At 66.3% G+C, this 13,233-nt stretch carries 10 protein-coding genes; 8 read left to right on the top strand and 2 right to left on the bottom strand.

The annotated features are described in order from the left end of the window. Window positions 1-123: 123 nt before the first annotated feature. The gene (locus NCG91_RS10740) at window positions 124-1,908 is read right to left on the bottom strand and encodes a FecR family protein (protein WP_251349667.1); all 1,785 of its coding nucleotides are present in this window, start codon (window positions 1,906-1,908) and stop codon (window positions 124-126) included. Between the two features lie 112 nt (window positions 1,909-2,020). Beyond that, window positions 2,021-2,662 (bottom strand): LysE family transporter, encoded by a 642-nt coding sequence (locus tag NCG91_RS10735; RefSeq protein ID WP_251349666.1) that lies wholly within the window; start codon window positions 2,660-2,662, stop codon window positions 2,021-2,023. 191 nt (window positions 2,663-2,853) lie between these two features. On the opposite strand from NCG91_RS10735, the gene NCG91_RS10730 reads away from it, so the two are divergent. The 8 genes from NCG91_RS10730 to ccoS all read left to right on the top strand — a co-directional run bounded on the left by NCG91_RS10730 (window position 2,854) and on the right by ccoS (window position 13,224). Continuing rightward, on the top strand, window positions 2,854-3,801 hold the full coding sequence (locus tag NCG91_RS10730) for a DUF808 domain-containing protein (RefSeq protein ID WP_251349665.1): 948 nt from the start codon (window positions 2,854-2,856) through the stop codon (window positions 3,799-3,801). An 84-nt stretch (window positions 3,802-3,885) separates the two neighbouring features. Beyond that, the gene (gene yiaA / locus NCG91_RS10725; RefSeq protein WP_251349664.1) at window positions 3,886-4,317 is read left to right on the top strand and encodes an inner membrane protein YiaA; all 432 of its coding nucleotides are present in this window, start codon (window positions 3,886-3,888) and stop codon (window positions 4,315-4,317) included. Between the two features lie 45 nt (window positions 4,318-4,362). Continuing rightward, window positions 4,363-6,471 carry an EAL domain-containing protein gene (locus NCG91_RS10720; RefSeq protein WP_251349663.1) on the top strand — a complete coding sequence of 703 codons (2,109 nt, stop codon included), beginning with the start codon at window positions 4,363-4,365 and terminating at the stop codon, window positions 6,469-6,471. 195 nt (window positions 6,472-6,666) lie between these two features. Next, a complete protein-coding gene (locus NCG91_RS10715) occupies window positions 6,667-8,334 on the top strand; it encodes a methyl-accepting chemotaxis protein (protein ID WP_251349662.1) in 1,668 nt (555 codons plus the stop codon). A gap of 24 nt (window positions 8,335-8,358) precedes the next feature. Next, complete coding sequence (gene hemN, locus NCG91_RS10710) at window positions 8,359-9,807, top strand: oxygen-independent coproporphyrinogen III oxidase (RefSeq protein WP_099666007.1); 1,449 nt, start codon at window positions 8,359-8,361, stop codon at window positions 9,805-9,807. A gap of 9 nt (window positions 9,808-9,816) precedes the next feature. After that, on the top strand, window positions 9,817-10,587 hold the full coding sequence (locus NCG91_RS10705; protein ID WP_251349661.1) for a sulfite exporter TauE/SafE family protein: 771 nt from the start codon (window positions 9,817-9,819) through the stop codon (window positions 10,585-10,587). A 22-nt stretch (window positions 10,588-10,609) separates the two neighbouring features. Next, window positions 10,610-13,048 carry a heavy metal translocating P-type ATPase gene (locus tag NCG91_RS10700; RefSeq protein ID WP_251349660.1) on the top strand — a complete coding sequence of 813 codons (2,439 nt, stop codon included), beginning with the start codon at window positions 10,610-10,612 and terminating at the stop codon, window positions 13,046-13,048. Next, window positions 13,048-13,224, top strand: a complete 177-nt coding sequence (ccoS, locus tag NCG91_RS10695) for a cbb3-type cytochrome oxidase assembly protein CcoS (protein WP_251349659.1) — start codon at window positions 13,048-13,050, stop codon at window positions 13,222-13,224. The genes NCG91_RS10700 and ccoS overlap by 1 nt, the downstream gene beginning before the upstream one ends. Window positions 13,225-13,233: the final 9 nt, after the last annotated feature.

Below are 13,233 nucleotides of genomic sequence, written 5' to 3'. Positions count from 1 at the left end.
ATGACTCCACTGTAGACAAAACACCGCGGCTTGACCGCTGAAATGTGACGAACTGTCGGTTTGGCGGCTTGAACGTCGATAATCCATGACCGGACGGACAGGCAGCCAGCGCCAGCGGCCAGTTCAGCGCTCCGCTTCCTGCATCCGGCCATTACGGCCGGGGCCGCCGCGCTCATTGCCCCGGTCATTGTTCCGCTCACGTGGCGGCCCGCTGCGTTCGCCCCCGCGCGCCTCCTGTGCCGGACGCGCCACAGGAGCCGGCATCGGCGGCGGCGCGGGCCGCGGCTGGGCCACGGGCGGTGGCGCAGGCATGGCAGGCGGCGGCGCCGTCTGCAGCACTTCGCGGCGGCCGCCACGCTCCCAGCGGTTGCCGTCCGGGCGCTGCACCTCGGCAGGACGCTCGATGGCGGGGCGCGGCTGCGGCCGCTCGGCGCGGGGCCGCTGTTCGCCACGCCAGCCGGGGTGCGCCACCGGATCTTGCACGGGCGGCAAGGAAGGCGCCGCCGGTATCGGCGGCTGCGGCGGCTGGACTGGCACGGGCGGCCGGTTCGGCTGCATGGGACGCGGCGCCAGGTGCGTCTGGCCATCGTCCGTCTGCAAACGGCCAGGACGGTTGCCCCAGTCGCGCCGGAAACCATCTTGCTGGCGCGGCGCATCGGCGGGACGCTGCCAGTTGCCCGCCGGCGCAGGCGGAGTGCTCAAGGGCATGCTTTGCAGCACGGGCGCCGGCATGATGGTGCGGTTGCGGCGCGGCACGTCCACCGTGCGCGCGCCGCCAAAACGCTCGCCCGGCAGCATCGTCATGCCTTCACGGCGTTCGCGCTCGCCCATCACGGAACGGCGCCCGTCGGCGACGCGGTTGAGGCGGCGTTCATACTCGGCACTGCTGCGGTAGCCAGGCACGTAGCGCTCGTGCGGCGACAGGGGAAACCAGCCCACGCCCGGCTGCTGGCCGTGGCCGGTCCCGTGATTGCCGCCGACCCAGCCCACCAGGGCCGGCGCCCAGGGCACGCGGCCGCGCTCGCGGCCCGGGGCCCAGCCCCAGCGCTGGCCCAGCAGCACCCAGCGGCCGTAATGCGAGGGCGCGTAGCCCCACGGCGCATTGTCGACCCAGGTCCAGCCCCACGGCGCGATCCACGTCCAGCGCCCGTCGCTGTACGGCGCCCAGCCGGCCGGTACCGTGCTGGGCAGCCACAGGGGGCCGTATTCCGCGTTGTCCTGCCAGGCGCCATAGCGGTCCAGCTCTTCATAACCGGTCGTATCGTCCGTGACATAGCGCAAGGCCGGCGCGGCGGCGGGCAAGGCTTCGGGCCAGTTGTCGAAGGCGATTCTCTGCAAGGCGCCCGTGCGCAATTCTTCGTCCGTCAATTCGGCGCGCTTGCCTGCACGCAAGGTGACGCTGCCCGTCGCGCCATCCACGTCGGCCGCCCCTTCGAGCACGCTGACGATGCTGGTGCCGGGCTGGCGCCCCGCCTCGATGCGCACCCAGCCCGGCTGGGTCAGGATCACGCGGGCCTGGGCCGTGGTCAGCTCGAAGCCGCGCAGCGCGTCGGGATTGCGCACGCGCACGCTGACCGTGCCATATCCGAGGTGCAATTTGAAACTGTCGTCATCGAGCTCGCTCACTTCCAGCTCGGAATCGCCATCGAGGCGCACGGCGGCCGCACCCACGCGCAATTCCGCCAGCGCGCCGCGCATCGTGGTCAAGCGGTTATCCGTCGTGACAGGCCAGTTCAGCAGGGCATGTTGCGCCTCGCCCTCGCCGGCGCGCACCAGCACCTGCCCTTCGACGGTGGAAATGCGCCCCACGCGGGCGGGCGGGTCCTGCGCCAGGGCCAGGGAGCACGCCGACGACAGCAGCACGGCGCACACGGTGTTCAAGAAGGGGGAGGACAGGGTCGGACGCATGGCAGCGCTCCAGGCAGGACGGACAGAGATGAAAGGTAGACAACACCCCGATTACAGTCCTATCGGGCGGGCATCGCAAGCGGGCTTACAAATGTTTGCATCTTGATCTGGCTCAGGACGCCGTCTGGCCGCCCCGCTTGACGAAGAACAGGGCGGCGCCGACGGCCATCAGCAAGCCGCCAAAGAAGCGGTTCTGCTTTTTCACGGCGCGCGCGTCGCGGAAGAAGCGCTGCATCGAGGACGCTAAAAAGGCGTAGCTGTGCATGACGATCTGGTCGATCGTGCACATGGTGACGGCCAGGATCAGCAATTGCGGCAGCAGCGGAGACGTGGGGCTGATGAATTGCGGCAACACCGCCACCATGAAGATGATGCCCTTCGGATTCGTCACGTTGGTCAGGAAACCCGTCAGCACACGCCGGCGCATGGACGGCGCCACGGCGTCCGCATGCAGGTCGCCCGTCACGGCCACCTTGGCGCGCCATTGCGACAGGCCCAGGTAGATCAGGTACAGCGCGCCCACCGTCTTGACGATATTGAACGCCACTTCCGACGCCAGCAGCAGGGAACCGACGCCGGCGCCCGCGATGCCCAGCACCACCAGCAGGCCCAGCTGCAAGCCGAGAATCGTGGCGCTGGCCTTTTTCACCCCGTAGGACAGGCCGTGCGACATCGACAGCACGGCGCCCGAGCCGGGCGAGACGGCGATGATGGAAGCGGCGATGACAAAGGTGATCCAGGTGGCAAAGGGCATGCGGTTTCCAAAAATGGTGATGAGAGGCAATTTTAACCCGGCCCGTGCGGCCTTGCCGGCCCCGCCTGAGGTAAGATCGCGGTCACGCCTTCGCCACATCGTTCCTTGCCGTACAACCAAGAATAACATCATGAAAAACAACACTTTCCTCGCTCCACAATTTCCTGCCACCACCGTGGGAGCGCGCTGAGATGGCCGGCTCCAGCCTGCTGGCCCTGCTCGACGACATCGCCAGCATCCTCGACGACGTTTCCCTGATGACCAAGGTGGCCGCCAAGAAGACGGCCGGCGTGCTCGGTGACGACCTGGCCCTGAACGCGCAGCAAGTGGCCGGCGTGCGCGCCGAGCGCGAACTGCCCGTCGTGTGGGCCGTCGCCGTCGGTTCGCTGAAGAACAAGGCCATCCTCGTGCCCGCCGCGCTGGCCATCAGCGCGTTCGCGCCATGGGCCATCACGCCGCTGCTGATGGTGGGCGGCGCCTACCTGTGCTTCGAGGGCTTCGAAAAGATCGCGCACAAGTATCTGCACCCGGACGACAGCCACAAGGCCGAACTGGCGCAGGCGCTGCGCGACCCGCAGGTCGACCTGGTGGCGCTGGAAAAGGACAAGATCAAGGGCGCCATCCGCACCGATTTCATTTTGTCGGCGGAAATCATCGTCATCGCCCTGGGCACGGTGGCCGCAGCCACCTTCGCCGAACAGGTGGCCGTCGTCGTCGGCATCGCCCTCATCATGACGGTGGGCGTGTACGGCCTGGTGGCCGGCATCGTCAAGCTCGACGACGCGGGCTTTTACCTGGCGGCGCGCAAGGGCGCAGGCGCGCTGATGGACGGCGTGCGCGGCTTTGGCCGCATGCTCGTGTCGGCGGCGCCGAAACTGATGAAGTTTCTCTCCGTGGTGGGCACCCTGGCCATGTTCATGGTGGGCGGCGGCATTTTGACGCACGGCTGGCCGTGGGCCAGCGGCATGCTGCACCACGTCGAGGAAGCCGTCGGCGGCGTGGCCGGCATCGGCCCCGTGCTGGCGGCCGTCACGCCCAGCCTGATCAACGCGGTGGCCGGCCTCATCGCCGGCGGCCTGGTGCTGGCCGGCGTCACGGCCGTGTCGGCTTTGTTGCGCATGATCAAGCCAAGCAAATAAGCTTTCTGGTCTGATGGAGCGGCAGGCGCATCCGTGCCTGCCGCCCCGGCCATGCCGGCGGCGCCCGCTGCCCATGGAGACCCTATGCAGACTTCCCCCGCCCCACGCCCCAGCAGCGCCTTCATCGGCGCCTCCTGGGCGGCATTGCTGATCGGCATCGTCACCTATCTGTCCGGCCTGTGGAACGCCACGATGGCCCTCAACGAGAAGGGCTATTACTTCACCATCCTCATGTATGGCCTGTTCGCCGCCATCTCGCTGCAAAAATCCGTGCGCGACCGCAGCGAAGGCATCGCCGTGACGGGCATCTATTTCGGCCTGTGCTGGATTTCCGTGCTGCTGGCCTTGCTGTTATTGACCGTGGGCCTGTGGAACGCCACCCTGCAAAACAGCGAGAAAGGGTTTTATGCCATGGCGTTCCTGCTCAGCCTATTCGCTGCCGTGGCCGTGCAAAAGAACGTGCGCGACGTGGCGCGCGCCTCGGCCAGCACACCCGCCGAGCTGCCGGGAACTTAAACACCAGCGGCGCGTCTATTCCTGTATCCATGTCGGGAGAGGATGATGGGCGACCAGCAGAAACGTTTGCAGATGGCGCTGGAGGCGGCGCACATGGCGATCTGGGATTCGCGCATCGTCGCTGGCCAGGTCATCGACGGCACGGTCAGCTGGTCGGCCAAGGGCGCCACCTTGCTGGGCCTGGGAGAACGGGCGCTGACGCAGCCATTCCGCAGCTTTCTCGACTGCGTGCACGCCGGCGACCGCGACAAGGTGGTCAACGTGCTGCAGGACGGCGTGCGCCGGCGCGGCGGCTACGCCCTGCAATACCGCGTCGTCTGGCCCGACGGCAGCGAGCACTGGCTGGCGGCCAAGGCACAAGTCTTCGTCAATGCCGGCGGCAAGGCCGACCGCACCCTGGGCATCATCTGGGATATCACCGAGCACATGGCGCGCGAACTCATGATCGCCGAGCGCAAGGAACTGGCCGAAGTGACGCTCAGCTCCATCGGCGACGGCGTCATCACCACCGATCCGCAGGGCAAGACGCGTTACCTGAACCGGGTGGCCGAGCAATTGACGGGCTGGAGCAACGAGCTGGCGCAGGGCCTGGACATCGGCCTGACCATGCCGCTGGCCGATGAACGCACGGGCGAAGCGCGCGAGCACGTGGCCATGCGCTGCCTGCAACAGCGCCAGGCCATCGGCATTTCGCCCCGCTCGCAACTGGTCACGCGCGACGGGCGGCGCATCGCCGTCGAGGAATCGGCCGCGCCCATCTGGTCGCGCGACGGCCACATCCTCGGCGCCGTCGTCGTGTTCCGCGACGTCAGCCACGAGCGTAAGCTGAGCCAGGAACTGTCGTGGCAAGCCACGCACGACACCCTGACGGGCCTGATCAACCGGCGCGAATTCGAACACCTGGTGGCCGGTGCCCTGCACACGGCCAAGCAGGATGGCCACGCACATGCGCTGCTGTACCTGGACCTGGACCAGTTCAAGGTCATCAACGACACCTGCGGCCACGGCGCCGGCGACGTGCTGCTGCAGCTGCTGGCCAAGATGCTGCAGGGGCGGATGCGCGACAGCGACATCCTGGCGCGCCTGGGCGGCGACGAACTGGGCGTGCTGCTGCCGCACTGTCCGCTCGAACATGCGCGCCTGATCGGCGAACAGCTGCGCCAGTCCGTGCGCGATTTCCGTTTCGCCTGGGACGAACGCAGCTTCGAGCTGGGCGTGAGCATCGGCATCGTGGAAATCAGCCAGGACAGCAAGTCCATGAGCGAGCTGCTGAGCGCGGCCGACCAGGCTTGCTACCTGGCCAAGGAGCAGGGCCGCAACCGCATCCATATCTATCAGGAGTCCGACGTCATGCTGGCGCAGCGGCATGGCGAAATGCTGTGGATCTCGCGCCTGAACGAAGCGTTCGCCCACGACTATTTCCGCCTGTACGCCATGCCCATCGTGCACCTGCACGACAGCCCGGAACACCACGACGAAGTGCTGATCCGCATCCGCAACAGCAAGGGCGACCTGATCTTGCCAAGCGCCTTCATCCCGGCCGCCGAACGCTACGACATGATGCTGTCCATCGACCGCTGGGTCATCCGCGCCGTCTGCGCGCATATCCAGAGCGTGCGCGACAGCCTGCCGCCGTTGGCCGCGCTGGCGGAAAGCCGGCGCCGCGCACCGGCCTTGTATTCCGTCAACCTGTCGGGCATGTCGCTGGCCGATGCCGGCTTGCACGACTACATCACCGAGCAATTCGTGGCATTCGCGATTGCGCCCGAGCAAATCTGCTTTGAAATCACGGAAACGGCCGTCATCGCCAACCTGCCCAAGGCGCAAGTGTTCATGCGCCAGCTCAAGGCCCTGGGCTGCCGCTTCTCGCTCGATGACTTCGGCAGCGGCTTTTCCTCGTTCGGCTACCTGAAAGCCCTGCCCGTCGACTATTTGAAGATCGACGGCGTCTTCGTGCGCGACATCGCCACCAATGCCATCAACCGCGCCATGGTCAAGGCCATCAATGAAGTGGGCCATGTGATGGGCCTGGAAACGGTGGCCGAATACGTGGAAGACGCAGCCACCCTGGCCGTCATCCGCGAACTGGGCATCGACTATGCGCAAGGCTACGCCGTGGGCAGCCTGCGCCCCCTGACGGCGGGTATCGATTAGCCGCTGCCGACAACCAGTGCCTTTAAAACAATGCCGCATTGCTATCGCTAAATGCGTGCAAGCACGACCAATCTTGAGGATTTTGATCTACATCAATAAATTTGCGCAGGCGACTCCTTACACTGATCTCCATTCTTGCAATCGTGCAAGTCTTACTCACCAATTGCCTATTTAACTGATCAGGAAGCCGCGACCATGCGACAAAATTTGCCAGTGACTAACCGTGAAGTCCTCGTCTTGGACGATCAGGCCATCGTGTCGAAAACGGATATGAACGGCAATATCGTGTATGTGAACCCCTACTTCAGTCAGGTCAGCGGCTTCAGCGAGGCCGAGCTGCTCGGTTCGCCCCAGAACATCGTGCGCCACCCGGACATGCCGGCCGAAGCGTTCGCCGACCTGTGGACCTCGATCCAGGCCGGCACGCCGTGGACGGGCCTGGTCAAGAACCGCTGCAAGAACGGCGATTTCTACTGGGTGCGCGCCAACGTCACCCCCATCCGCGAAGCGGGCAAGACCATCGGCTACATGTCCGTGCGCGTCAAGGCGGACAAGGACCAGGTCAAGGCCGCCGAAGAAGCCTACGCGGCCATCCGCAACAAGGAAGGCGGCAACATCGTCATCAAGAACGGGCAGATCGTGCGCCCGGGCCTGGCGCACCTGCTGCACAGCCTGACGCACATGTCGCTCAACCTGCGCATCTGGGCCGCCACCTCCATCGTCAACTGCCTGCAACTGCTGGTGTGCGTCATCAGCCTGTTCGCCAGCGGCGGCCAGATCACCAATTACGCCATCTTCGGCGCCACCCTGTTCGGTTTCCTGATCAACGTTTTCCTCTGGTACACCTTGCGCATGTCCGTGCTCAAACCGCTGGGCAAGGCCCTGAACGGCGCGCGGGCCATTGCCGCCGGCGACCTGTCGGGCAGTTTTGAAACGGAGAGCACGGATGAAGTGGGTCAACTGCTGCGCGCGCTGCAACAGATGAACAGCAACCTGATCGCCACCATCCGCGACGTGCGCATCAACGTGGAAACCATGGCCGTGGCCACCAAGCAAATCGCCGTCGGCAATATGGACCTCTCGGGCCGCACGGAATCGCAGGCGGCCAGCCTGGAAGAAACGGCCTCGAGCATCGAGGAATTCTCGTCGACGGTGAAACAGAACGCGGACAACTCGGTGCAGGCGAACGAGCTGGCCGTGGCCGCCTCGAAAGTGGCCGTGCAGGGCGGCGAGATCGTTTCCGAAGTGATCACCACCATGGACGAGATCAACACCTCGTCGAAGAAAATCGTCGACATCATCGGCTTGATCGAAGGCATCGCCTTCCAGACCAACATCCTGGCCTTGAACGCGGCCGTGGAAGCGGCCCGCGCCGGCGAGCAGGGCAGGGGCTTCGCCGTGGTGGCGGGCGAAGTGCGCAACCTGGCGCAGCGCTCGTCCGTGGCAGCCAAGGATATCAAGCAACTCATTGAAATTTCCGTCGGCAAGGTGGGCGCCGGCATGCTGCAGGTGAACCGCGCCGGCGCCACCATGGAACAGGTGGTCAGCTCCGTCAAGCAGGTGACGGCCATCATGCAGGAAATTTCCATCGCCTCGCGCGAACAGAGCATCGGCGTCGACCAGGTCAACCAGGCCATCGCCCATATGGACCAGGTGACGCAGCAGAACGCGGCCCTGGTGGAAGAAGCCGCCGCGGCCGCCACGCGCCTGGCGGAAGAAGCGGCCAGCCTGTCGCAAGCCGTGAGCCTGTTCAATTTCGGCAAGATGCCGCCACCGCGCCGCGTCGCCATGCCTGGCGGAAAATCGGGTGCTGCGGGCGCCGCGAACGCCGGCAAACCCGCCATGAAACGCCTGGCAGCCTAAACCTTTCAAGACTTCATACACACCATGCCTACACTACTCAGCAGTGCTTCCGCCGACCTGGACGCCGTCGTCGAATTCGACCCGGTCATCATCGGCAAGATGAGCCAGTCCGGCCCGCGCTACACGTCTTACCCGACCGCCGACCGTTTCAATGCGGAATTTGGCTACGGCAACTTCCTCGAAGCGCTGGCCGCCCTGCGCATGCGCGGCGGCCGCCGTCCCCTGTCGCTGTACGTGCACGTGCCGTTCTGCGACACCCTGTGCTACTACTGCGCCTGCAACAAGATCATCACGAAAGACCGCAGCAAGGCGGCCACCTACCTCAGCTATTTAAAGCAGGAAATCGCCATGCAGGGCAAGCTGTTTGCCGGCATGAACCAGATCGAACAGCTGCATTTCGGCGGCGGCACGCCCACTTACCTGAGCGAAAAGCAGATGGATGAACTGATGGCGCATTTGCGCCAGCATTTCGAGTTCGCGTCCGATGAAGACGGCGAATATTCGATCGAAATCGACCCGCGCACGGTGTCGCGCGAACGCGTGTTTTCGCTGCGCGCGCAAGGTTTCAACCGCATCAGCCTGGGCGTGCAGGATTTCGACGCCGACGTGCAAAAAGCCGTCAACCGCATCCAGCCGGAAGCGGAAACGGTGGCCATCATGCAGGCGGCGCGCGACGCCGGTTTCCGCTCGATCAGCATCGACCTGATCTACGGCTTGCCGAAACAGAACCTGGACACCATGACGGAAACCCTGCGCAAGGTGATCAACGCCAGCCCCGACCGCATCGCCCTGTACCACTACGCGCACATGCCGCACCTGTTCAAGCCGCAGCGCCGCATCCTCGACGCGGACATGCCCGACAGCGCCACCAAGCTGGCCATGCTGGGCCTGTGCATCGCGCGCCTGACGGCCGCCGGCTATGTGTACATCGGCATGGACCATTTCGCCAAGCCAACGGACGACCTGGCCGTGGCGCAGCGCCAGGGCCGTTTGCACCGCAACTTCCAGGGCTATTCGACCCGCGCGGAGGCGGACCTGATCGCCTGCGGCGTGTCGGCCATCAGCTCCGTCGGCGCCGTGTACAGCCAGAATGAAAAGACGCTCGACGCGTACTACGAAAAGCTCGACGAAGGCGTGCTGCCGATCGCGCGCGGCATCAAGCTCGATACGGACGATTTGTTGCGCCGTATCATCATCCAGATGCTGATGTGCAATTTCGAACTGTCGATCGCCACCATCGAGCAAGCGCACCCCGTCAAATTCCGCAGCTACTTCGCCGCCGAGCTGGACAAGCTGCGCGAACTGGCGCGCGACGGCTTGCTCGTCATCGAGGAAGACTGGCTGACGGTGACGCCGAAAGGGCGCTTGCTGATCCGCAATATCTGCATGGTCTTCGACCGCTACCTGACCCTGGCGCGCGCCAACACGGCGCCGGACGCGGTGCAGCCGCTGCGCTACTCGAAAACGGTGTAATCGCGCCCGATGAACGCCCTCAGCCTCGTGCCCATGTTCCTGGTCGGCCTGGCCGGCAGCGTGCACTGCATCGGCATGTGCGGCGGCATCGTCGGCGCCCTGTCGCTGGGCGGGGGCGCGCCGGCGGCGCCCGTGCGCCCCGTCATTGCCATCGCCGTGGCGCGCCCGGCGCTGCAGACCAGCGTGCAAACGAACGTGCTGCGCGTGCTGGCCTACAACGGCGGGCGCATAGGCAGCTACATGCTGGCCGGCGCCCTGGCCGGCAGCCTGGCGGGCGCCGGCATGCTGCACCTGGCGTCCCTGCAAGTGGCCGGCTACTGGCTGGCCAACCTGATGCTCGTCGCCCTGGGCCTGTACCTGATGGATGCCTGGCGCGGCCTGGCGCACCTGGAAGCGGCCGGCAACGTGATCTGGCGCCGCGTGCGCCCCCTGTTGAAGCCGCTGATGCCGATGGATACGCCATTCAAGGCGCTGGCCGTGGGCGGTCTGTGGGGCTGGGTGCCGTGCGGCATGGTCTACAGCGCCCTGCTGACGGCCATGATGCAAGGTTCGGCCCTGAACGGCGCGGCCGCCATGGCCGCCTTCGGCCTGGGCACCCTGCCCACCCTGCTGGGCATGGGCTTGCTGGGCACGCGCCTGCGCGCGCAGATGCAGCGCCGTCCCGTGCGCATCGCCAGCGGCTTGCTGGTGCTGGGCTTTGGCGTGCTGGGCCTGCTGCGCGCCGCCAATGGCGTGTCGCTGGGCTGGCTCGACGCCCTGTGCGTCACGGGCCATCCATGAAAAGACGCATGAAATCAAACCTATGAATGCTGTGTTACAACCGTCCGCCTGCTTCCATTGCGGCTTGCCCGTCCCCGTCGGCTCCAGCTGGCTCGTCACCATCGACGACGTGCCGCGCGCCATGTGCTGCCCCGGCTGCGAAGCGGTGGCGCAAACCATCGTCGACATCGGCCAGAGCGCGTATTACCGCGACCGCGACGAATATGCCGTCAACGCGGCCGACGCCACCCTGGTGCCGCCCGAGCTGCGCCTGTACAGCAATGACGACGCGCAATTCGCGCGCGACGCCAGCAGTTGCGAGGCGACCCTGTCCGTCGAAGGCATCCGCTGCGCCGCCTGCGTCTGGCTGATCGAGCGCCAGCTGACGCGTTTGCCCGGCGTGCAGGCGGCCAGCCTGAACGTCGCCACGGAGCGCCTGTACGTGCGCTGGAGCCGCGCCGAATGCGAACCGGGCGACATCCTGCAAGCCGTGCGCCAGGTCGGCTACACGGCCTATCCGTATGATGCCGTGCGCCATGGCGAGCGCCTGCAAAAGGCCAGCAAGACCCTGGGCCGCCAGCTGTTCGTCGCCGGCCTGTCGATGATGCAGGTGATGATGTACGTGGCGCCCGCCTACCTGGCCGAGGATGGCACGCTGGATGACAATATGGCCAGCCTGATGCGCTGGGCCAGTTTGCTGCTGACCTTGCCGGCCATCTGCTATTCGGCCATGCCCTTCTTCCAGGGCGCCTGGGCCAGCCTGCGCGCGCGCACCCTGGGCATGGACGTGCCCGTGGCGCTGGGCATCCTGGCGGCCTTCTTCGGCAGCGTGGTGGCGACCTTCACGGGCCGCGGCGAGGTGTATTACGACTCGGCCACGATGTTCATCTTCCTGCTGCTGTGCAGCCGCTATTTCGAGCTGCAGGCGCGCCGCAAGGCCGCCTCGGCCCTCGAACGCTTGCAGCACGCCTTGCCCGCGTCCGCGTCGCTGATGGCGGGCTTCCCGGACGACCGCGCCACCACCCTGGTGCCGGCCGGCAGCCTGGCCGTCGGTGACGTGATTCTGGTCAAACCGGGCGAGGCGATCGCCGCCGACAGCGTCATCATCGAAGGCACGAGCGCGCTCGATTTATCCCTGCTGACGGGCGAGAGCGCGGCGCAACGGAGAAAAACGGGAGAGCGGGTGCCGGGCGGGGCGATCAACGCCAGCGCGGCGCTCATCTTGCGCGTGCTCAAACCGGCGCGCGAAAGCACCCTGTCCGACCTGTTGAAACTGATCGAGCGGGCCGGCAGCGGCAAGCCGCAGATCGCCCAATGGGCCGACAAGGTCGCCGCCTGGTTCGTGCTGGGCCTGCTGCTGTTTGCCATCGCCGTGTTCGCCTTCTGGAGCTGGCATGACCCGTCGCAAGCGTGGCCCGTGGCCATCGCCGTGCTGGTCGTGTCCTGCCCCTGCGCGCTGTCTCTCGCCACGCCGACGGCGCTGGCGGCCGCCACCGACAGCCTGCTGCGGCGCGGCGTGCTGATCGTCCAGCCGCATGTGCTGGAAACCTTGCACCGCGCCACCCACATCGTCTTCGACAAGACGGGCACCCTGACCCTGGGCCGGCCCGTGCTGCGGCAAACCGAGGGGCTCGGCAGCATGGGCGAGGACGCTTGCCTGCAGGTGGCCGCCGCGCTGGAAGCGGGCAGCGCCCATCCGCTGGCGCAGGCCATCCTGGCAGCGGCAGAAGGCTTGCCAGGACAACCGCCGCGCGCGCATGCGGAACAATTGCAAGAAGTGCAAGGCCAGGGCCTGGAGGGCATCGTCGACGGCGTGCGCTACCGCCTGGGCAATGCGGCCTTTGTCGCCGCCCTCGCCGGGCCGCCGCTGGGCGACACGGCCGTCGGCATGCAGGGCATGACGCCGCTGTACCTGGGCACGCAGGGGCGCTGGCTGACGCGCTTTTTACTCAGCGACGCGTTGCGCCCGGAAGCGGCTGACGTCGTCGCGTATTTCCACCGGCGCGGCAAGCAAGTCGTGCTGCTCAGCGGCGACCAGGAAGCGCTGACGCAAAGCGTGGCGACGGAACTGGGCATCAACACGGCGTGCGGCGAATGCCTGCCCGATGAAAAGCTCGATTTCGTCCAGCAATTGCAGGCCACGGGCGCCGTGGTGGCGATGGTCGGCGACGGCATCAACGACGCCGCCGTACTGAGCGGTGCCGACGTGTCCTTCGCCATGGGTTCCGGCGCCGCGCTGGCGCAGGCGCATGCGGACACGGTGCTGCTGTCGAGCCAACTGGTTTCCGTGCTCGACACGGCGAAAACGGCGGCGCGCAGCATGCGCATCATCCGCGAAAACCTCGGCTGGGCAACCCTGTACAATCTGACGGCCATCCCGGCCGCCGCGCTGGGTTTCCTCAACCCCTGGCTGTCCGGCGTCGGCATGGCTGCCAGCTCGGCCGTCGTCATCGCCAACGCCCTGCGCCTGCGGAAAGTCTAATGGAAGCTCTCTACCTCCTCATCCCCTTAAGCGTCGTGGTCGTCTTCATCGCCCTGTGGGTGTATTTCACGGCCTCGGACAGCGGCCAGTTCGACGACCTCGTCGGACCTGGCCTGCGCGTGCTGCAGGACGACGACACGCCGGCCAAGCCGGCGCCCGGCGAACCGCCGGCCTGACTTTTTCCC

Origin of the sequence: Janthinobacterium kumbetense, assembly GCF_023703445.1 — a bacterium.
GTDB lineage: Bacteria > Pseudomonadota > Gammaproteobacteria > Burkholderiales > Burkholderiaceae_D > Janthinobacterium > Janthinobacterium kumbetense.
The sequence above is the reverse complement of the archived record's forward strand: the minus strand, read 5'-3'. Positions and strand labels throughout refer to the sequence as shown.

Coding starts and splice junctions, on each gene's coding strand:
- NCG91_RS10740 (WP_251349667.1), bottom strand. CDS start 1,908: ATGCGTCCGACCCTGTCCTCCCCCTTCTTGAACACCGTGTGCGCCGTG.
- NCG91_RS10735 (WP_251349666.1), bottom strand. CDS start 2,662: ATGCCCTTTGCCACCTGGATCACCTTTGTCATCGCCGCTTCCATCATC.
- NCG91_RS10730 (WP_251349665.1), top strand. CDS start 2,854: ATGGCCGGCTCCAGCCTGCTGGCCCTGCTCGACGACATCGCCAGCATC.
- yiaA (WP_251349664.1), top strand. CDS start 3,886: ATGCAGACTTCCCCCGCCCCACGCCCCAGCAGCGCCTTCATCGGCGCC.
- NCG91_RS10720 (WP_251349663.1), top strand. CDS start 4,363: ATGGGCGACCAGCAGAAACGTTTGCAGATGGCGCTGGAGGCGGCGCAC.
- NCG91_RS10715 (WP_251349662.1), top strand. CDS start 6,667: ATGCGACAAAATTTGCCAGTGACTAACCGTGAAGTCCTCGTCTTGGAC.
- hemN (WP_099666007.1), top strand. CDS start 8,359: ATGCCTACACTACTCAGCAGTGCTTCCGCCGACCTGGACGCCGTCGTC.
- NCG91_RS10705 (WP_251349661.1), top strand. CDS start 9,817: ATGAACGCCCTCAGCCTCGTGCCCATGTTCCTGGTCGGCCTGGCCGGC.
- NCG91_RS10700 (WP_251349660.1), top strand. CDS start 10,610: ATGAATGCTGTGTTACAACCGTCCGCCTGCTTCCATTGCGGCTTGCCC.
- ccoS (WP_251349659.1), top strand. CDS start 13,048: ATGGAAGCTCTCTACCTCCTCATCCCCTTAAGCGTCGTGGTCGTCTTC.